The organism is Stenotrophomonas sp. TWI273, assembly GCF_039674765.1.
Lineage (GTDB): Bacteria > Pseudomonadota > Gammaproteobacteria > Xanthomonadales > Xanthomonadaceae > Stenotrophomonas.
The window spans coordinates 287,890-308,506 of record NZ_JBDJOA010000003.1 but is presented as its reverse complement, the minus strand read 5'-3'; the positions used below and the strand labels follow the sequence as shown (position 1 = coordinate 308,506).

15 protein-coding genes and 1 tRNA gene are annotated in these 20,617 nt (G+C 67.8%); 12 read left to right on the top strand and 4 right to left on the bottom strand.

The window, feature by feature from the left end; all coding sequences use genetic code 11:
- Nucleotides 1-58: 58 nt before the first annotated feature.
- Nucleotides 59-922: a thioredoxin gene (gene trxA, locus ABE571_RS05960; RefSeq protein WP_313219037.1), complete on the bottom strand. Its 864-nt coding sequence runs from the start codon at nucleotides 920-922 to the stop codon at nucleotides 59-61.
- A gap of 128 nt (nucleotides 923-1,050) precedes the next feature.
- Here trxA and ABE571_RS05955 point away from each other — a divergent pair, with 128 nt between their 5' ends.
- From ABE571_RS05955 to ABE571_RS05920, 8 genes are all read left to right on the top strand, one after another.
- Entirely contained in the window at nucleotides 1,051-1,662 is a 612-nt protein-coding gene (locus ABE571_RS05955) for a DUF998 domain-containing protein (protein ID WP_313212539.1), read from the top strand.
- Nucleotides 1,663-1,848: 186 nt separating this feature from the next.
- Nucleotides 1,849-4,497, top strand: a complete 2,649-nt coding sequence (gene leuS / locus ABE571_RS05950) for a leucine--tRNA ligase (RefSeq protein ID WP_346493365.1) — start codon at nucleotides 1,849-1,851, stop codon at nucleotides 4,495-4,497.
- A 163-nt stretch (nucleotides 4,498-4,660) separates the two neighbouring features.
- Nucleotides 4,661-5,296 carry an LPS assembly lipoprotein LptE gene (gene lptE / locus ABE571_RS05945; protein ID WP_346463012.1) on the top strand — a complete coding sequence of 212 codons (636 nt, stop codon included), beginning with the start codon at nucleotides 4,661-4,663 and terminating at the stop codon, nucleotides 5,294-5,296.
- Between the two features lie 31 nt (nucleotides 5,297-5,327).
- The gene (gene holA, locus ABE571_RS05940; protein WP_123730577.1) at nucleotides 5,328-6,365 is read left to right on the top strand and encodes a DNA polymerase III subunit delta; all 1,038 of its coding nucleotides are present in this window, start codon (nucleotides 5,328-5,330) and stop codon (nucleotides 6,363-6,365) included.
- 4 nt (nucleotides 6,366-6,369) lie between these two features.
- Nucleotides 6,370-7,035, top strand: coding sequence for a nicotinate-nucleotide adenylyltransferase (nadD, locus tag ABE571_RS05935; protein WP_313212542.1), 666 nt, complete (start codon nucleotides 6,370-6,372; stop codon nucleotides 7,033-7,035).
- Nucleotides 7,036-7,093: 58 nt separating this feature from the next.
- Nucleotides 7,094-7,525, top strand: coding sequence for a ribosome silencing factor (gene rsfS, locus ABE571_RS05930; protein WP_121038588.1), 432 nt, complete (start codon nucleotides 7,094-7,096; stop codon nucleotides 7,523-7,525).
- An 84-nt stretch (nucleotides 7,526-7,609) separates the two neighbouring features.
- The gene (gene rlmH, locus ABE571_RS05925; RefSeq protein ID WP_313212543.1) at nucleotides 7,610-8,080 is read left to right on the top strand and encodes a 23S rRNA (pseudouridine(1915)-N(3))-methyltransferase RlmH; all 471 of its coding nucleotides are present in this window, start codon (nucleotides 7,610-7,612) and stop codon (nucleotides 8,078-8,080) included.
- Between the two features lie 57 nt (nucleotides 8,081-8,137).
- Nucleotides 8,138-8,214: transfer RNA gene (locus tag ABE571_RS05920), tRNA-Asn, on the top strand.
- A gap of 124 nt (nucleotides 8,215-8,338) precedes the next feature.
- Here ABE571_RS05920 and ABE571_RS05915 read toward each other — a convergent pair.
- The 3 genes from ABE571_RS05915 to ABE571_RS05905 form a co-directional block, all read right to left on the bottom strand.
- Complete coding sequence (locus ABE571_RS05915; protein WP_313212544.1) at nucleotides 8,339-11,173, bottom strand: TonB-dependent receptor; 2,835 nt, start codon at nucleotides 11,171-11,173, stop codon at nucleotides 8,339-8,341.
- 177 nt (nucleotides 11,174-11,350) lie between these two features.
- On the bottom strand, nucleotides 11,351-12,007 hold the full coding sequence (locus ABE571_RS05910) for an energy transducer TonB (RefSeq protein ID WP_346493364.1): 657 nt from the start codon (nucleotides 12,005-12,007) through the stop codon (nucleotides 11,351-11,353).
- Between the two features lie 232 nt (nucleotides 12,008-12,239).
- On the bottom strand, nucleotides 12,240-12,974 hold the full coding sequence (locus ABE571_RS05905; RefSeq protein WP_313212546.1) for an SIMPL domain-containing protein: 735 nt from the start codon (nucleotides 12,972-12,974) through the stop codon (nucleotides 12,240-12,242).
- A 130-nt stretch (nucleotides 12,975-13,104) separates the two neighbouring features.
- Between ABE571_RS05905 and ABE571_RS05900 the strand changes: the two genes are divergently transcribed.
- The 4 genes from ABE571_RS05900 to tldD are packed head-to-tail and all read left to right on the top strand — an operon-like array spanning nucleotide 13,105 to nucleotide 20,557.
- A complete protein-coding gene (locus ABE571_RS05900; protein WP_313219229.1) occupies nucleotides 13,105-13,686 on the top strand; it encodes a Maf-like protein in 582 nt (193 codons plus the stop codon).
- Entirely contained in the window at nucleotides 13,679-15,166 is a 1,488-nt protein-coding gene (gene rng / locus ABE571_RS05895; protein WP_123730583.1) for a ribonuclease G, read from the top strand. Before ABE571_RS05900 ends, rng begins: the two co-directional genes overlap by 8 nt.
- A gap of 30 nt (nucleotides 15,167-15,196) precedes the next feature.
- A complete protein-coding gene (locus ABE571_RS05890; protein ID WP_346493363.1) occupies nucleotides 15,197-19,057 on the top strand; it encodes a YhdP family protein in 3,861 nt (1,286 codons plus the stop codon).
- A gap of 54 nt (nucleotides 19,058-19,111) precedes the next feature.
- Entirely contained in the window at nucleotides 19,112-20,557 is a 1,446-nt protein-coding gene (gene tldD, locus ABE571_RS05885) for a metalloprotease TldD (protein ID WP_046273266.1), read from the top strand.
- The last annotated feature ends 60 nt before the right edge of the window (nucleotides 20,558-20,617 follow it).

The following is a 20,617-nucleotide window of genomic DNA, read 5'->3' as shown; positions in this document are numbered from 1 at the left end:
CGGTCTGTATGGACGGCTTCGTTGGGCCAGCGCCCCGAAAGGCGCTGGCCGGGGCCGATCAGAACAGCAGCGAGGCCATCCGGCGGCGGTACTGGCCGACCAGGTCTTCATCCTCGATCACCTTGAAGGCATCGATCAGCAGCTTGCGCGGGCGGCCGTCGTCGTAGCTGCGGTCGCGGCGCAGCATGTCCAGGAACTGCTCCAGCGCGGCAGCATCCTGCCCGGACAGCAGCAACTGCACGCCGCGCAGGTGGCGTGCCTGCAGATCGTCGCCATTGGCCGCGATGCGCGCCTCCAGCACCTCGGGAGCCGGGGCGTCCTGCAGGGCGCTGGCGAAGTCCAGGCGGGCGCGGGCGCGCACGGCGCGGTCATCGGTGGAGAGGTTGGCCGGCAGCGCGTCGATCAGGGCAGTGGCCTCGGCGGTGGCCCCGGTCTGCAGCAGGGCCAGGGCCAGGTCGAGCTTGAGCTCTTCCTTGTCCGGTTCGGCGGCAATCGCCGCACGCAGCACATCCACCTGGGCCTGCGGATCGAGCGGCGGCGCTTCGACGGTCTCCGCTTCGTCCGGGGCCGCTTCAAGCGGGACCACGCCGTGCTGGGTCAGGAACTCGCGCAGCTGGCCTTCCGGCACGGCGCCGGGGAAACCGTCCACGATCTGTCCGCCCTTGACCAGGAACACGGTCGGCACCGAGCGGATCTGGAACGCCGCGGCGATCTGCTGCTCCTTGTCGACATCGACCTTGGCCAGCTCGAAGGCGCCGTGGTATTCGCCGGCCAGCTTTTCCAGCATCGGGCCCAGGGTCTTGCAGGGGCCGCACCAGGTGGCCCAGAAATCGACCAGCACGGGGGTCTGCAGGGATTTCTGCAGCACCTCGGTCTCGAAGGTCTCGGTGGTGGCGTCAAAGACGTGGGGCAGATCGCTCATGGTTTCAAATCAACGGGAAACTGGAGAGGAAGTGTATGGTGCCGCCCGCGGCCGGACGCAACCCCACCGGGCGGATTCGCGTTGGAACAGCGACAATGCGGGCCTTCAGACGCAGCCGGGTGAGCAGCATGCAGGGAATCCAACGTTGGGAAGGTGGGCTCGGCATTGCCGCCGCCGTGTTGTTCGTGGGCGCGGTGCTGGGCTTCGGCGCGGCCCTGCCGCTGTTCGATCCGGTCGGCCATCCGGTCGCGCTGCTCGGGGCGATGGACGTGCCGCATGCGCGGGCGTTCAACATTCTCGGTTTCGCGCTGCCCGGCCTGCTCGCCAGCCTCGTCGCGCTGCGCCTGCTGCTGCGGGTGCCGCGCACCGCGCCGTGGTCGATGCGGGTCGGTGCGCAGTTGCTGATGCTGGCCGGGGTCGGCTTCACCGCGATGGGCGTGCTGCCGTTGGATACCCGCGATCTGGAGAACCCGGCCAGCCAGTACCACGCCAGTGCCTGGATGGTGTGGGTGCTGGCCTTCGTGCCGGGCGCGGTGATGTCCGGGATCGGCGCGCTGCGGCTGCCGGCATGGCGTGCCGTGGGCGGCCTGCACCTGGCCTGCGGGGTGGGCGTGCTGCTTGCCGCGTTCGCGCTGCAGGCCCTGCTGCCGGCCCCGATGGCCCAGCGCGTGGCCTTCGGGGTATGGCTGGTCTGGCTGGTGGCGGTGCTGCCGTTGGCCCCCTCCACGCGTCGCGCCTGAGCACAGCCGCCGCCGTTGCTGCGCCCCGGCCCGCGCCGTGGCGCGCGGCGCGGGCTGACGTATTTCACCAATCCCCAGTCAATTCAATGAGATGACAGGTTTGGTCGCGACGGTGGGCCGCGTCGATTGGAGCCCTTTGCCGCACTGCGGTACCCTGTGCCGCTTTGCCGCCGCACTAGCGTTTTTATGACCAGCGTCGAACCCAACGTTTACGATCCGCAGCAGGTTGAATCCGCCGCCCAGCAGTACTGGGATGCCACCCGTGCCTTCGAGGTCACCGAGACTTCGGAGAAGCCGAAGTTCTACTGCCTCTCGATGCTGCCGTATCCGTCCGGTGCGCTGCACATGGGCCACGTGCGCAACTACACCATCGGTGACGTGATCAGCCGCTACAAGCGGATGACCGGCCACAACGTGCTGCAGCCGATGGGGTGGGATGCCTTCGGCCTGCCGGCCGAGAACGCGGCGATCAAGAACAAGACCGCGCCGGCCAAGTGGACCTACGCCAACATCGAGCACATGCGGGGCCAGTTCAAGGCCATGGGCTATGCGATCGACTGGTCGCGCGAGTTCGCCACCTGCACGCCCGAGTACTACGTGCACGAGCAGCGCATGTTCACCCGCCTGATGCGCAAGGGCCTGGCCTACCGCCGCAACGCGGTGGTGAACTGGGACCCGATCGATCAGACCGTGCTGGCCAACGAGCAGGTCATCGACGGCCGCGGCTGGCGGTCCGGCGCGCTGGTGGAAAAGCGTGAGATCCCGCAGTGGTTCCTGCGCATCACCGATTACGCCCAGGAACTGCTGGACGGCCTGGATGAACTGCCGGGCTGGCCCGATTCGGTCAAGACCATGCAGCGCAACTGGATCGGCCGCTCGGAAGGGCTGGAGATCCAGTTCGACGTGCGTGACGCCGACGGCAGCACGCTGGACCCGCTGCGCGTGTTCACCACCCGTCCGGACACCGTGATGGGCGTGACCTTCGTGTCGATCGCCGGCGAACACCCGCTGGCCCAGCACGCGGCCAAGTCCAACCCGGCACTGGCCGCGCTGCTGGCCGAGATGAAACAGGGCGGCGTCTCTGAAGCCGAACTGGAGACCCAGGAAAAGCGCGGCATGGATACCGGCCTGCGCGCCATCCATCCGGTCACTGGCGCCCAGGTGCCGGTGTGGGTCGCCAACTTCGTGCTGATGGGCTACGGCACCGGCGCGGTGATGGCCGTTCCCGGTCACGACCAGCGCGACAATGAATTCGCCAACAAGTACGGCCTGCCGATCCGCCAGGTCATCGCGTTGAAGTCGCTGCGCAAGGAAGAAAGCGACTACGACGCCACGCGCTGGCAGGACTGGTACGGCGACAAGACCCGCGAGACCGAGCTGGTCAACTCCGACGAGTTCGACGGCCTGGATTTCCAGGGGGCCTTCGAGGCACTGGCCGAGCGCTTCGAGCGCAAGGCCCAGGGCCAGCGCCGCGTGAACTACCGGTTGCGTGACTGGGGCGTCAGCCGCCAGCGCTACTGGGGCTGCCCGATCCCGGTGATCTACTGCCCCAAGTGCGGCGCCTTGCCGGTGCCGGAAGAGCAGCTGCCGGTGATCCTGCCGGAGAACGTCAACTTCGTCGGCACCGGTTCGCCGATCAAGGCCGATCCGGAATGGCGCAAGACCACCTGCCCGGACTGCGGCGGCGCGGCCGAGCGCGAGACCGACACCTTCGATACCTTCATGGAATCGAGCTGGTACTACGCGCGTTACACCTCGCCGGGTGCCCGTGACGCGGTCGACAAGCGCGGCAACTACTGGCTGCCGGTGGATCAGTACATCGGCGGTATCGAGCACGCGATCCTGCACCTGATGTACTTCCGTTTCTTCCACAAGCTGCTGCGTGATGCGCGCATGGTGGACAGCAACGAGCCGGCGCAGAACCTGCTGTGCCAGGGCATGGTGATCGCCGAAACCTACTATCGCCCGAACCCGGACGGCTCCAAGGACTGGATCAACCCGGCCGATGTGGATGTGCAGCGTGACGAGCGCGGCCGCATCGTCGGGGCGACCCTGATCGCCGACGGCCAGCCGGTGGTGATCGGCGGCACCGAGAAGATGTCCAAGTCCAAGAACAACGGCGTGGACCCGCAGGTGATGGTGGGCAAGTACGGCGCCGACACCGTGCGCCTGTTCTCGATGTTCGCCGCGCCGCCGGAACAATCGCTGGAGTGGAACGAAGCCGGCGTGGATGGCATGGCCCGTTTCCTGCGCCGCTTGTGGGCCCAGGTGCAGAAGCATGCCGCTGATGGCGCCGCCCCGGCGCTGGACGTGGCCGCGCTGAACGCCGAGCAGAAGGCGCTGCGCCGCAAGACCCATGAAACCATCGGCAAGGTCGGCGACGACTACGGTCGCCGCCACAGCTTCAACACCGCGATCGCCGCGGTGATGGAGTTGATGAACGCGCTGGCCAAGTTCGATGACGTCAGCGAGCAGGGCCGTGCGGTGCGCCAGGAAGCGCTGCGCGCCACCGTGCTGCTGCTCAACCCGATCACGCCGCATGCCAGTCATGCGCTGTGGCAGGTGCTGGGCCACGCCGAGGAACTGCTGGAAGACCAGGCGTTCCCGGAGGCCGATCCGGCGGCGCTGGTGCGCGATGCGGTGACGCTGGCGGTGCAGGTCAACGGCAAACTGCGCGGCACCATCGACGTCGCTGCGGATGCGCCGCGTGATCAGATCGAAGCCCTGGGCCTGGCCGAGCCGAACGCGGCCAAGTTCCTGGAAGGGCTGACCGTGCGCAAGATCATCATCGTGCCGGGCAAGATCGTGAACATCGTGGCGGCCCCGCAGGGCTGATCCTGTCGTGCCACCGGGGGCCTTGCGCGCCCGGTGGCACCGATCTCCATGGGCCGATGGCGGGCACGCCCCGTGGGCCGTCCGGTATCAAGTCCTGTTCACGCGGCATCCGGCACGATCACTGCTTGTTGCCGCGACCGCCCGGCTCCTACAGACTGTATCCATGACCCGATTCCTGCTTGCCCTTGTCCTGACCGCAACCCTTGCCGGGTGCGGCTTCCATCTGCGCAACAAGTTGATGCTGCCGGCCGATACGGCTGCGGTGCAGGTGGTCTCCACCGCGCCCTACAGCGAACTGGTCAAGTTGCTGCGCCGTGGCCTGCAGGCCTCCGGGGCGCAGCTGGCCGATCCGGACAGCACGGGCCCGGCGTCGCAGCTGCAGGTGTTGTCCGAGCGTTGGGGCGATCTGCCGATCGCGATCGATGCCCAGGGCCGTGCCCAGGAGTACAGCCTGCGCTATGCGGTGATCTTCATCTTCCGCCGCGAAGACGGCAGCGAGCTGGTGCCGCAGCAGGTGATCGAACTCTCGCGCGATTACGTGTCGCCGCCGACCGACGCCACCGGTACCACGACCGAACGCGAAATCCTCGCCGACGAACTGCGCCGTGAGATGTCTGCGTCGATCATGCGCCGTATCGACAGCGTGGTCCGCGCCGAACTGGAGCATGGCCGCGCCCCGGCCAAGCCCGGTACGACCCCGGTGGAAACGCCGGTTGAGATCCCGGCGGCGACCCCGGCAAGCCCGACCTCGACGACCCCGACGCCGGCGGTCCCCGCCGTCGTCCCGCAGGGGCGCTGAGCCCGGTCCGCCTGCGGATCGGCCTGCCCGGATGGAACTGCGCCCCGAACAGCTTGCCAGCCAACCGGCCAGCCAGCCGTTGGCCCCGGTCTACCTGATCGCCGGTCCGGAAACGCTGCGCGTGCTGGAAGCGGCCGATGCGGTGCGGGCGCGGGCACGCGCCGATGGCGTCAACGAGCGTGAAGTCTTCGATGCCGATGGCCGTGACTTCGACTGGCACCAGCTCGATGCCAGCTTCAACGCGCCCAGCCTGTTCAGTGCACGTCGCCTGATGGAACTGCGCCTGCCCAGTGGCAAGCCGGGCAAGGAAGGCGCCGAAGTGATCAGCCAGTTCTGTGCCAACCCGGCGCCGGACGTGATCCTGCTGATCACCTGCAATGAATGGAGCAAGGCGCACCAGACCAAGTGGGCCGATGCCGTTGGCCGCGCCGGGGTGATCTCGGTGGCCTGGGCGATCAAGCCGCACGAGCTGACCGAATGGATCGAACGCCGGCTGCGTGGCAAGGGCCTGCGCGCCGACCCGCAGGCCGTGCAGCGCCTGGCCGAACGGGTGGAAGGCAATCTGCTGGCCGCCGCCCAGGAGATCGACAAGCTGGCCCTGCTGGCCGACGGCCAGACCCTGGATGTGGACACCATGGAATCGCTGGTGGCCGATGCCGCCCGTTATGACGTGTTCCGTCTGGTCGAGGCGACCTTCTCGGGCCAGCCTGCGGCCGTGCTGCGCATGATCGCCGGCCTGCGTGCCGAAGGTGAAGCGGTGGCGGCGCTGACGCCGATCGTGATCCGCGAGCTGCTCTCCACCGCCGGTCTGGCGCGGGTGCAGGCGCGCGGCGGCAACCTGGCCGCGGAAATGAAGAGCCGTGGCATCTGGGAATCGCGGCAGGCGCCGTTCAAGCGCGCGCTGCAGCGTCACCCCGAGGTCAAGCGCTGGGAGCGCTTCGTGGCCGAGGCGGGGCTGGTGGACCGCATCGCCAAGGGGCGCGCCGATGGCGACGCCTGGCTGGCGCTGGAGCGGCTGCTGATCGCCGTCTCCGAAGCCCGCGCCGTGCGCCTGCTCGCCCGGGCCTGAGCCCATGGGGCTGCGCATCTATTACGGCGGGACCTTCGATCCCGTCCATCTGGGCCATCTGGCCATTGCCCGCGCCGCACGCGACCAGTTGCAGGTCGCCGTCCGCCTGCTGCCCGCCGCCGATCCACCGCACCGTGCCGCCCCCGGCGCCGATGCCGCGCAGCGCCTGGCCATGCTGGCCCTGGCCATCGGCGATGAGCCCGGCCTGCTGCTGGACCGGCGCGAGCTGGACCGGGCCGAGCGCCAGCCCGGTGTGCCGTCCTATACCGTCGATACCCTGCGCGAGCTGCGCGCCGAGCTGGGCCCGCGCCAGCCGATCGCCTGGCTGGTCGGTGCCGACAGCCTGTTGGCCCTGCCCAGCTGGCACGAATGGGACGCGCTGTTCGAGCTGGCGCATTTCATCGTCGCCGATCGCCCCGGCAGTCCCCTGGCCGCCGCTTGCGACCCGGTGCTGGCGCAGGCCCTGGAAGGGCGCTGGGCCAGTCACGAGCGTGAGCTGTTCAGCGCGCCGGCCGGGCGCCTGATGCGCCTGCAGGCCCCATTGCGCGAGGAATCGGCCACCGCGGTGCGCGCGCAGATCGCCGCCGCCGGGCCTTGGCAGCCACTGCTGCCTGAGGCTGTCGCGGGCTACATCATCGACCACCGCCTGTACGGCGCGACACCGTCGTGAATACGCGCGGGCGCGCCGCCCCGTATAATCGGCCCTACATTTATCGAGTTGACCCGCTTTGAGCAACCAAGCCCAGCCCCAGACCATCAAGGTCCAACTGCCCAATCCGGCGCCCTCCGTTCTGCAGCTGCTCGAGTGCGTGCGCGGGGCCACCGAAGAACTGAAGGCCAAGGATCTCGTTGAGATCGACGTCATCGGCCGCTCCAGCGTCGCCGATTACATGGTGATCGCGTCGGGCACCTCCAGCCGTCACGTCAAGTCGATCGCCGACGAAGTGGTGAAGTTCGCCAAGAAGCTGGGCGTGATGCCGCTGGGTGTGGAAGGCGAGCGCGAAGCCGAGTGGGTGCTGGTCGACCTGGGCGACGTGATCGTTCACGTGATGCTGCCGCGCGTGCGTGAGTTCTACGCGCTCGAGCGCCTGTGGACCGTGGGCGACCAGCCTCCGATCGAACTGCTCGACGATGCGGACGACGACTACGACGCGCGCTGATCGCAGCGTGCCCGGTCACGACAACGGCGCCGATGGCGCCGTTGTCTTTTGCGGCGCCGCCTGTGGTGGCTGCGGAGGACAGACATGAAAGCCAGGCTGATCGCCACCGGCGAGCGCGCGCCCTCCTGGGTTGCGCAGGGCTTTGCCGAGTACCAGAAGCGGCTCTCGCACTGGTTGCCGTTCGAGCTGGTCGAGATCGAGCCCGGCCTGCGCGGCAAAGGCCGCGATGCGCGCCGTGCGACCGATGACGAAGGCAAGCGCGTGATCGCCGCATTGCCGAAAAATGCGTATGTGGTCGCGCTGGATGTGCCCGGACGCCAGCTCAGTTCCGAGCAGCTGGCGCAGCGGCTGGAGCACTGGCGGGGGCAGGGCAGGGACATGGCCTTCCTGATCGGCGGGCCGGAAGGCCATTCGGCGGAAGTGTCCGCGATGGCTGATGAGAAATGGTCGATCGGCCCGCTGACGCTGCCGCACATGCTGGTGCGCCTGGTGGTGGCCGAGCAGCTGTACCGCGCTGCAGCGATGCTGGCCAACCATCCGTATCACCGCGCGTGAAATAGTTGTCGCCAGACGGGTTACATCTCGCGAAAAACGGGCTACAATGCGCACCCCGCCCGAATAGCTCAGCCGGTTAGAGCACTTGACTGTTAATCAGGGGGTCGTTGGTTCGAGTCCAACTTCGGGCGCCAAGATTTGAAAAAAAGCCTCGCAGCGATGCGGGGCTTTTTTTTGTCCGCGATTTACCCGCGTGCCGCGATCCAAACAAAAAGCCCGGGCACTGCCCGGGCTCCTTGTTCCCCAAGTGCGGCTACCTCATTCGAAGGTGTACTTGGCACCGACGGTGAAGTAACGGCCGATCGCGCCACTGAAGTGCAGCGGGTTGTAGTTCACGCCACCGTAGGTGGTCGGATCCAGCGGAGCGATGCGGTCGAACAGGTTCTGCACAGATGCGTTCAACTCGAAGGCCTCGGTGATGTTCCAGCGACCGGACAGGTCGAAGGTGGTGAACGAGGAGATCTTCTCGACGTCGGTACCGTCGGCGTAGGCGAACTGATACGAGCCATCGGGACCGCGGAAGTCGGTGTTCTCCATCTTGGAGATGTAGTTGGCCACGCCGCTGACGCTCCACGGACCCTGCTTCCAGGTGGTGCCGAAGTTGACGCGGTCCTTCGGGGTGCCGATGCAGTTGGTGACGTCGCAGTTGCCGTGCGTGCCGGCATAGTCGACGGTCACATCGGCATCGGTGCGCTCGAACTTGAGCACATGGCTCCACTGCAGGTCCATCTCCAGCTGGCCCGGACCGATGTCGAAGGTCTGGCGGATGTCGGTATCGATACCGCGGACGCGGGTCGATGCAGCATTGATGTACTGCGTATTGACGGCCAGGATGCTGCCGGTACCGGGAACACCGTTGAGCAGGTTGTTGTCACGCAACACGTTGCCCGCGGCAATCGCTTCGGCAGTACTGCCCTGGGCGATTTCGTTGGTGCGCTTGATCTGCCAGGCATCCACCGTCATCGAGGTGCTGGAGGTCGGCTGCAGCACCAGACCCACCGAGTAGCTCTTGGACTCTTCCGGCTTCAGGTCGGCATTGGGACGGGTGATGATGGCGACCGGCAGTGCGCCGCAATCGTCATCGTTCGCGCCCGGCGCCGGGTTGCCGCCGGGGCAGCGCACGGGATCGGCAGCATTGGAGAACGCTGCCAGGCCGCCGTCGCCGTTCTCGGCCGGGTTGGGGGCACGGAAGCCTTCGGCATAGCTGCCGCGGACTGCGATCCAGTCGGCCGGGGTCCACTTGATGCCGACCTTCGGCGTCGCCTTGCCTTCGCCGCTCTCATACTTGTCGTAGCGGACCGCGCCGGACAGTTCCAACTGCTCCAGCACCGGGGCGGACAGTTCGACATAGCCGGCGTAGACGTTCTGCGTACCGTCGTAGGCCGAGTAGCCCAGCCCGATGATCTGGCCCTGGTCGGTGAACGTCTGCGGGGTCAGGCTGTTGCTGGTCTTGCGCCATTCGGTACCCAGCGCCAGGCCGAGCGGGCCGCCCTTCAGGTCCATCAGGCTGCGCGACACGGTGAAGTCGAACATGTCCAGGCTGGATTTGGCGCGTGCGCTGATGTCCGGCGAGATGTAGTCATACAGGGCCTGTGAGTTCAGCCCCGCGTTGTCGCCGATGCGCCACACGCCTGCCGGGCAGGCCGGATTGCCGAGCACGCAACGCACGGCGTCGTAGTTCAGGAAGCCGGTACGCTTGTTGACCAGGTCGGTGCCCGAATGCAGGTAGGCCGTGTCGTAGCTCCACTCGCCCCAGTTGCCCTTGACGCCCACCAGGAAGCGGTTGAACTCGTTGGTGTTCTCGGTCACACGCGGGCCGACATCCCAGGCCGAGTAACGCAGGCGCGAGGCCTGGCCCGGGATCGGGTTGTCCGGGTGGGTCGGGCTGAGCACCGTGGCACCGTCGCCGCTGTTGGCGTTGACCGGGCCGCCGGGATAGCCCCAGCCACCGGATACGCCGGAGGGCGTGTTGCTGAAGGTGGTTTCCTTCTTGGAGTAGCCGATTTCGGTGTAGATCTCACCGCCCTCGCCGAAGGCGAAGCTGGCGCGACCAAACACGTTGACGTACTTCTCTTCCGGGGTCAGGTCACGGTACAGCTGGGCCGGATCCCACAGGCAGCCCTGCTGCTGGGCAGTGACATCGTTCTGGCCGGGGATGGTGGTCAAGCCGGCGCAGCCTGGCAGCGCGACGAGGAAGGCCGGATCGTCATCCGTCACCGCACGGTCGTCGAACACCGAACCGTTCGGACCCACACCGCCACGGGTACCGCCAGAGAGCGCGGCGCCACCCAGGAACTGGGCGTTGTTGCCATAGCCCCACGGGCGGATATCACCGGTGCCGATCCACTTGCGGTTCTTGCGGTCGCTGATCTTGATCGCGTCGGTCTTGCCCACGTCCAAACTGAAGAACGCGTTCCAGCCATCGGTGGCCAGGTCGCCGGTACCGGCGGTCAGCGTGGCCTTCTTGGCGTCGCCATCGCTATCACCGGACAGGCCGTAGGAGGCGCGCAGGATCGCGCCATTGAAGTCGCTGCGCAGGATGATGTTGACCACGCCGGCGATGGCGTCCGAGCCGTAGATCGCAGAAGCGCCGTCCTTGAGGACTTCAATGCGCTCGACCGCATCCAGCGGAATGGTGCTCAGATCGGTGAAGACCTTCTGGCCGTCATCGGCCAGGCCATAGGTCGCCATGCGGCGGCCGTTCAACAGGACCAGCGTGGAGCCGGCGCCCAGGCCGCGCAGCGAGATGCCTGCGCCACCGCCGGCAAAGCCGTTGCCGAAGGTCTTGGGAATGGAGCCCGACCCGTCCGCGGTCAGGGTCTGCAGATACTCGGCGACCGTGGTCTTGCCGGTACGGTCGATTTCCTGGCGGGTGACCACCTGGACGGGGGAGGGGGTTTCGGTGTTCGTGCGGGGGATGTTCGACCCGGTGACGGTGATCCGGTCAAGGTTGGTCGCCTGCTCCTGCGCGAACGCGGAGGACGACGCCATGGCCCCTACCAGCAGCAGCGCGCCGCTGGTCAGGATCGTGGAAATGGAATGGGCCAGGGTATTGCGGCGGCTGTCGTCGCGGCGTTGGGTCGGGTGTTTCACAGCTTCTCTCCTGACTGGGAAAACCTAGATGTCAATAAGTCGACACCAGAACGGTGGCAACGGCGCCAATCTAGGTTTCCGTCGTGTGACGCAAGAGTGAAAAATTGCTTAATTGGGAAAAGATGCTGTGCGTCTCAGTTTGTGAATGGGGAGCCCCCTGACGGGGCTCCCATTCACTCAGCGCGGTAACGAAAAATCGACCGGAACCAGGCCATCGGCGGCGACGGCCTGCCCATCGACGAGGGCTGGCACGAAACGCCAGTGACGCAGCACCTGCTGGCGTGCGGCCTGGTCGAGCACGCGCGAGCCACTGCTCTTCTCGATACTGACCGCCACCGGGTTGCCCTGGCTGTCGACCCGGATGCGCAGCAGGACCGTCCCCTGCTGGCCCAGGCGGATCGCCGCGACCGGATACGGTGGTGGCGGCGCGCTGCGGTACTGCAGTTGGGCTCCTGCGGCGGGCGACGGCATGGCCGGGGCCGGTTCCAGCGCCGGTGCGGCGGCCTCGCTGGCCGGCATCGGTGCCACCGCGGGCGCCTCGTCGAGGGTGGCGGTGGGGGGCGGCAGCGGTGCCGGCGCGCGTTGCGTGGTCACGGGCACCACCGGGGGGAGCCGCGGTGGGTCTGCCGGCGGATGACGGATGATCTCCGGCGGCGGCGGAGGCAGCACCCAGGTCACCTGCATGCGTTCGCGGGGTGCCTTGATCAGGGGCTGGGTAGCCGGGATCAACAACAGCATCAGGGCCAGCGCGTGGACCGCGATGGCAGTGCTCCACCCGAGCACGCGGGACGCTTCGATAGGCAGCGGGACAACCGGGGACGGGGTACGGACCATGCTCCACTCTCCTTGCCAGATGTGCGGGAACATCAACGTGCCTGCGCGGCGCGTGGGGTCAGGCGGGGCCGCGCAATGACAGCAATACCCGAGCCCGGCACGGGCCGGAAGTCAGGGGCAGGGTGGGGAGTTGGCTGGCAGTCAGGATCCGGCGGCGAACAGCATGACGGCGCCCGCAGGCGCCGTCATGTCTTGGCAGGAGCGGACGGCTGGTCCGCTCTGCTGCGAAGTGTTACCGGCCCAGATCGAACACCACGTCCAGGTTGACCGACACGGTCGATTCGCCCGGCGACACCGGCGTGGATACATCAGCAGCCATCGGCGCGGCCGCCGCACGCATCATCACCGGGCGGAAGTTGCCGCCACCGCTTTCGGAGATGCTCACGATCCGGCGCACGCGCAGGCCCAGCGACTTGGCATACGTTTCGGCGCGGGCCTGGGCCTTCTTCAGCGCGGCCAGGCGGGCTTCGTCGTAAACCGGCTCGGGCTGGTCGATCTCGAACTGCGGGCCGTTGATCTGGTTGGCGCCCTGGGCGGCCAGTGCATCAAGCACTTTGCCGAGCTTGGCGATGTCGCGCACCTTCAGGCTGACCGTATTGCTGGCCTGGTAGCCGGTGATCTTCGGCGCTTCGTTGTCGGCGTAACGATACTGCGGGCTCAGGTTGACCCCGCTGGTCTGCACATCCCGCTCGGCGATGCCGGCGGCCTTGATCGCGGCGAGCACCTTGGTCATCTGCTCGGCGTTCTGGCGCATGGCACTGTTGCCGTCCACGGCCTGGGTCACCACACCGGCCGAGAGCGTGGCCACGTCCGGCACGCGCTTGGCCTCGGCGTTGGCCGAGATGTTGAGCAGGGTGCCGTCAGCCGGCACGGCGATGGTGGGCTGGGACTGGGCGTGGGCGGTCATCGAAGCTCCCAGGGCAAGGGACAGGGCGAGCAGCAACGGGGACAGGGACGGGCGGCGCATGTACATCTCCTTGTGAAGACGTTGAGGTTGGTGTCGGGGCGATGAACGCGTCGTGAGGTTTGATGGGGTTGAGCACGATTCAAGCGTGTTGCTCGCGATTCAGACAGTAGGCTCAGGTTATGCTTCCTCGATGCTTTATCTTGCCTCTCGATCCCCCCGACGAAACGAACTGCTTGCGCGCCTGGAACGACCGTTCCAGGCGCTTGAGCTTGACGTGCCCGAAGTCCGTGCGCCCGACGAGTCCGCCGCCGATTACGTGCAGCGGGTCGCCGCCGACAAGGCACGCGCCGGGTGGGCGCTTGTCGCCCATGACCCCGAGGCGGTGGTGCTGGGCTCGGACACCGAAGTCGTGCTCGACGGGCGCGTGTTCGGTAAACCGGCCGATGCGGCCGACGCCTGCGCGATGCTGCGTGCGTTGGCCGGGCGCACCCACCAGGTGATGACCGCCGTGGCGCTGGTCGCTGCTGGCCGGGAACAGGGCGTGCTGGTGGTCTCGGAGGTGACGTTCGCGGCGATCGATGAGGATCGGATCGCCGCCTACGTGGCCAGTGGCGAGCCGATGGACAAAGCCGGTGCCTATGCGATCCAGGGGGGCGCTGAACGATATATCCGCCATCTGGCGGGAAGCTATTCGGGTGTGATGGGTTTGCCCCTGCAACAGACCGAGCAGTTGCTGCAGACGTTTGAACTGAAGGGAGTCGCCCATGTCTGAAGAAATCCTGGTCAATGTCACCCCGCGGGAAACCCGCGTCGCCGTCATCGAGAACGGCATGCTGCAGGAACTGCATATCGAACGTGGCTGGCGCCGTGGCGTGGTCGGCAACATCTACAAGGGCAAGGTGCAGCGGGTCATGCCGGGCATGCAGGCGGCCTTTGTCGAGGTCGGGCTGGAGCGCGCGGCGTTCCTGCACGCCAACGATGTGATCCGCCCGGCCCCGGTGGCCAGTCCGGATACCGAAGGCACCACGTTGCCGCCACCGTCCTCGGTGCCGATCGTCGAGCTGCTGCGCGACGGCCAGGACATCGTGGTGCAGGTGGTCAAGGACCCGATCGGGACCAAGGGCGCCCGCCTGACCACCCAGATCAGCATTCCCTCGCGCTACATGGTGCTGCTGCCGCAGTCCAAGGTGGTGGGCGTGTCGGCCCGGATCGAGGACGAGGCCGAGCGCGCCCGCCTGAAAACCCTGGTGACCGAACTGTCGGCCCAGCACGGCGGCTACGGCTACATCGTGCGCACCAATGCCGAAGGCCAGCCGGCCGAGGCGATCGCCGAAGACGTGGCCTACCTGTCGCGGGTCTGGAACGTGGTGGAGCGCCGTGGCCGCGATGCCGCCCCGCTCAGCGTGATCTATGAAGACCTGAGCCTGCCGCTGCGCTCGGTGCGCGATCTGATCCGCAAGGACGTGGACAAGGTCAAGGTGGATTCCAAGGAGACCTTCAACCAGTTGCAGGCGTTCGTGGCCAAGTACATGCCAGTGCTGGCCGAGAAACTGGAGCTGTACAGCGGTGATCGCCCGATCTTCGACATGTTCGGGGTCGAGGATGAAATCGGCCGCGCGCTGGACAAGCAGGTCCCGCTGAAGTCGGGCGGCTATCTGGTGATCGACCAGACCGAGGCGATGACCACGATCGATGTGAACACCGGTTCGTTCCTGGGCCAGCGCAACCTCGAAGAGACCGTGTTCCGCACCAATCTGGAGGCCGCGCAGGCCGTGGCACGCCAGCTGCGGCTGCGCAACCTGGGCGGCATCATCATCATCGACTTCATCGATATGGACGATGCCGAGCACCGCCGTCAGGTCCTTCGCACGTTGGAGAAGGCGCTGGCCCGCGACCACGCCAAGACCACCGTCTACGACTTCTCGCCGCTGGGCCTGGTCGAGATGACCCGCAAGCGCACCGTGGAAAGCCTGGAGCGCCAGCTGTCCGAGCCGTGCCCGGAGTGCAGCGGGCGGGGTTCGATCAAGACCGCCGAAACGGTGACGTACGAGATCTTCCGCGAAATCACCCGGGCGGTGCGTCAGTTCGATGCGGCGCGCCTGCTGGTGATCGCCTCCTCGAAGGTGGTCGCGCGCATCACCGACGAGGAATCCTCGGCGGTGGCCGAACTGGAGGAGTTCCTGGGCAAGAGCATCCGCTTCCAGGCGGATGAGCAATACCTGCAGGAGCAGTTCGATGTCGTGCTGCTCTGATCGCGGCCGGTCCGGCATCCCCACGTTCCGATGAGCACACCGCTCCGCCTGCGCCTGCGCCGGATCCGCCGCCATGCTGTGTATGCGGTGGCGATCCTGCTCGTGGGCGTGGCCCTGCTGGTCGGCACTGCCAGCCAGCTGCTGCCGCTGGCCGAGCGTCACCCGGACAAGGTGGCGGCGTGGTTGAGCGCGCGCGCAGGCCAGCCGGTGCGTTTCGATGCATTGGATACTGCCTGGACCCGGCGCGGCCCGCTGCTGCAGCTCAAAGGGCTGCGCATCGGTGAAGGGCAGGGCCTGCGCATCGGCGAGGCCGAAGTGCTGGTGTCCATGTATGCCGGCCTGCTGCCGGGCCACTCGCTGACCGAGCTGCGCCTGCGTGGCGTGGCGCTGGTACTGCAGCGCGCCGACGATGGCCGCTGGTCCGTGCAGGGCCTGCCGCAGTCCAGTGCAGGTGACCCGCTGGAAACACTGCGCCGCCTGGGCGAGCTGCAGGTGATCGGTGGCCGCTTGAAGGTGGATGCGCCCTCGTTGGGCGTGAACGCCGTGCTGCCGCGGATCGACCTGCGCCTGCGCGTCAACGGCCAGCGCCTGCGGGTTGGGGCGCGTGCGTGGGCCGACCCGTCCGCACAGCCGCTGACGGCGGTGCTGGAATTCGAGCGCAAGCGCGGCGATGGTCAGGCCTGGTTCTCGGCCGCCCCGGCCGACTTCCGGGCGTGGGCCTCGCTGCTGCAGTTCGGCGGCATCGGCCTGCAGCAGGGCACCGGTGAGTTCAATGCCTGGGTGGACCTGCGCGATCACCGGGTGGTGATGGTCACCACCGATGCGGACCTTCAGAACGTACAGGTGCGCGGCGTGACGCTGGCCGACGGCACCCACCCGCAGCTGGCGTTGGACACGCTGGAACTGCGTGCACGCTGGCGCTGGGTGCAGGGGGGCTGGCGCGCCGATGCGCCACGGTTGCGGATTGGCATGGAAGGCAGCACCCAGCAATTGGACGGGCTGCTGCTGGCCGGTGGGCAGCACTTCGCGCTGGCTGGCGACAACATCGATGCCACCGCGCTGCTGCGGGGGCTGGCGCTGACCGACCGGATCGATCCCGGCCTGCGCGAGTGGCTGCATGAGGCCGCACCGCAGGTGCGCATGACCCGCGTGCGGGTGGCAGGCGAGCAGGGCGGCCCGCTGTCGGTCGAGGGGGATCTGGAAGACATCCGCTTCGCGGCGGTCGGGCATTCGCCCGGGCTCAGCGGTGTGGGCGGGCGCTTCAACGGCGATGCCGATGGCTTCACCCTGGATCTGCAACCGCAGCAGGTGATGCAGTTCGATTGGCCGAGCGGCTTTGGCGAGCGCCACGACGTGCGCCTGGCCGGCCGGCTGGTGGGCTGGCGCGACGAGGCCGGCGGCTGGCGGATCGGGACCCCGGCGCTGCGCGTGCAGGGCACCGATTACGCCGCCGATGTGCGCGGCGGCATCTGGTTCCAGAACAACGGCACGCGCCCCTGGCTGGAACTGGCGGCCAAGATCGACGATGTGCCAATGACCGCCGCCAAGCGTTTCTGGATCCATTCCAAGATGAGCAAGGCCGCCACCGATTGGCTGGATGCTGCCCTGGTCTCCGGGCAGGTGCGTGCCGGGGTGGGCCTGGTGACCGGGGATCTGGAAGACTGGCCGTTCGACAAGAACAACGGCCGCTTCGAGGCGACCGGCCACATCGACGCCGGCAGTATCCGCTTCCAGCACGACTGGCCGGCGATGAACAAGGTCGATGCCGATATCGCCTTCATCGGCCCGGGCTTCGAACTGCATGGCAAGGGCGACCTGGCCGGGGTGGCGGTGGACCACTTCGATGCCGGCATTCCTGATTTCGGCGAGACCGATCTGTACGTCAAGGCCAGCAGCCGCAGCGATGCCGGTGCACTGCTGGCCATGCTCAAGCAGAGCCCGTTGCAGGCCACCTATGGCGAGACGCTGGACAATCTCACCGCGAAGGGACCGGCCGCGGTCACCTTCGACCTGCTGCAGCCGCTGCACCACGACGAAGGCCGCGGTCACCTGCAGGGCACGGTCGATCTCAATGGCGCGACCCTCACCGAGAAGCGCTTCGACCTGGTCTTCGACAACATGCGCGGTACGGCCCGTTATGGCCATGGCGGCTTCGATGCGGAGCACCTGGCGGTACGTCACCAGGGCCAGGACGGGCTGCTCAGCCTGCGCGCCGGTGAGTTCGTGCGCGATCCGCAGCAGGCCTTCGAATCCGAACTCACCGCCTCGCTGGAGGCGGGGGCGCTGCTGGACCGCGCCCCGGAATTGAACTGGCTCAAGCCTTACATCCAGGGCACCTCGCGTTGGACCATCGGGGTGACCCTGCCCAAGGTCGCGGCCGGCAGCAAGGTCGAGCCGCCCACCGTGCTCAAGCTGCATTCGGATCTGGTCGGCACCACCCTGGAACTGCCGGCGCCGCTGGACAAGCCCGCCGCTACGCCGTTGGCGACGGACGTCACCGCACAGCTGCCGATGGGCAGCGGACGCGTTGATGTCGCCTTCGGCCAGCGCCTGGCCCTGGCCGCGCGCACGCATGACAACCAGACCGGGGTGCAGGTCACCCTCGGCAGCGACCGCGTGGATCGTGATCCGCCGGCCAGTGGGCTGGTCGTGAACGGGCGCAGCGGCTCGCTGGATGCGCTGGAGTGGATCGCGCTGGCCCGCTCGCCGGACGGCGGCGACGGCAAGGACCCGATGCCGCTGCGGCATGTGGACGTGCAGGTCGGCCAGCTGCTGCTCGCCGGTGGCGTGTTCCCGCAGACCCGGCTGCAACTGCGGCCGACCAGCAGCAGCGTGGACGTGCGCCTGGACGGCCCCTCGCTGGTGGGCGGTCTGACCGTGCCCAATGCCGAAGGCGGCACCATCGTCGGCAAGCTCAGCCGGGTGCACTGGCAGTCGCTGCCGACGCCCGTCAAGGCGCCCAGCGATGGCGCCCCGATCCTGCTGCCACCGGACGTGGCCCTGCCGGCGCGGGTCCAGGCCAGTGCCAATGACACCAATCCGGCCAAGATCCCGCCGCTGTCGCTGGATATCGATGACCTCCAGTTCGGCAAGGCCAAGCTCGGCCAGGCGGTATTGCGCACGCGGCCGATGGCCAACGGCCTGAGCGTGGATCAGCTGCAGTTCCGCGCGCCCAAGCAGGCGATCGACGTCAATGGCCGCTGGATGGGCATGGGCGAGGCCGCGCGCAGCCAGTTCAACGTGCAGGTCAAGAGCGAGGACCTGGGCGGGCTGATGCAGAATCTGGACTATGGCGGCCAGCTGCGTGGCGGCCAGGGCCAGCTGACCATGAGCGCCGGCTGGCAGGGCGGCCCATCCGACTTCCAGCTCGGTGCGCTGCAGGGCCAGCTCGACGTGCAGGCCCGCAACGGCCAGTTGCTGGAACTCGAACCCGGTGCCGGGCGCGTGCTCGGCCTGCTCAGCGTGACCCAGCTGCCGCGCCGGTTGATGTTCGATTTCCGCGATTTCTTCTCCAAGGGCTTCGCCTTCAACCAGGTCGAGGGCAGCGTGGCGTTCGCCGATGGCATGGCCACCACCGACAAGGTGCTGATCGAAGGCCCGGCGGCGAACATCACCATCCGCGGCAAGACCGACCTGCGCCAACAACGCTTCGATCAGACCATCGACGTCAACCCGCGTGCGGGCAACCTGCTGACGGTGGTCGGCGCGGTCGCCGGCGGCCCGGTGGGGGCGGCGGTCGGCGCGGCCGCCAATGCGGTGCTGTCCAAGCCGCTGGGCGAGATCGGCGCCAAGACCTACCGCGTGACCGGCCCCTGGGCCGAACCCAAGGTCGATGTGATCGACCGCGACGCAGCGCCCAGGCCGGCCCCGGCCGCACCGCCGGCGCGCTGATCCCTTTCCCGCGCCCGGGTTGCGATTGCGCCCGGCGCCCACAGATCAAAGAGCATGAACAACAACGCACTTTCGCTGGCCACCGACCGTCTGCTGCTGCCCGCCGGGCTGGATGCGAACGGTCTGGAACGCACGTTCGGCACCCTGTTGGGCCCGGGCATCGATTTCGGGGATCTCTATTTCCAGCACGCGCGCCGCGAGAGCTGGAGCGTGGAGGACGGCATCGTCAAGGACGGGGCGCATTCGATCGAGCAGGGCGTGGGCGTACGCGCCATCGCCGGTGAGAAGACCGGCTTCGCCTACTCCGACGACATCCACAGCGACGCGCTGCTGGCCGCGGCCAACTCGGCCCGCGCCATCTCCCGCGAGGGTGGGGCGCAGTCGGCCCGCTCGCTGGTGCGGGGCAGTGGCCGCGCGCTGTACCCGGCACTGGACCCCATCGATGGCATGGGCAACGAGGCCAAGGTCGAGATGCTCAAGCGGCTGGACCGCTACCTGCGCGCCGCCGACCCGCGCGTGCAGCAGGTGATGGTCAGCCTGTCCGGCGGCGTGGATACGGTATTGATCGCGCGCAGCGATGGCGTGCTTGCGGCCGACATCCGCCCGCTGGTGCGCTTGAACGTGCAGGTGATCGTCGAGCAGCATGGCCGGCGCGAGTCCGGTTACTCCGGTGGCGGCGGCCGCTACAGCTATGAAGAACTGTTTGCCGAGGGGCGCCCGGAAGGCTTCGCGCGCGAGGCCCTGCGCCAGGCGCTGGTGAACCTGGAGGCGATCCCGGCCCCGGCCGGGGTGATGACCGTGGTGCTCGGCCCGGGCTGGCCGGGCGTGCTGCTGCATGAAGCGGTCGGCCATGGCCTGGAAGGCGACTTCAACCGCAAGGGCACCAGCGTCTACGCCGGCCGGATCGGCGAGCGCGTGGCCGCGCCGGGCGTGACCATCGTTGACGACGGCACCCTGGACGGACGCCGCGGCTCGCTGAACATCGATGATGAGGGCCACCCGACCCAGTGCACCACCCTGATCGAGGACGGCATCCTGGTTGGCTACATGCAGGATTCGCTCAATGCGCGCCTGATGGGCGTGGCCCCGACCGGCAACGGCCGCCGTGAATCGTTCGCGCACATGACCATGCCGCGTATGACCAACACCTACATGCGCGCCGGCCAGCACGATCCGGAAGAAATGATCCGCTCGGTCAAGCGTGGCCTGTACGCCGTCAACTTCGGTGGTGGCCAGGTCGACATCACCAGCGGCAAATACGTGTTCTCGGCCACCGAGGCCTACCTGATCGAAGACGGAAAAATCACCGCGCCGGTGAAGGGCGCCACCCTGATCGGCAATGGGCCGGAAACCATGCAGAAAGTGCGCATGATCGGCAACGATCTGGCCCTGGACGAGGGCGTGGGCATCTGCGGCAAGGATGGCCAGAGCGTGCCGGTCGGCGTGGGCCAGCCGTCCCTGCTGATCGATGGCATCACCGTGGGCGGCACCCAGGCCTGAGCCGGGATGCATTCGCCTGCGCTGCCTGATCACGCGGCCGCCAGCGGGGTGCTGGCGCCG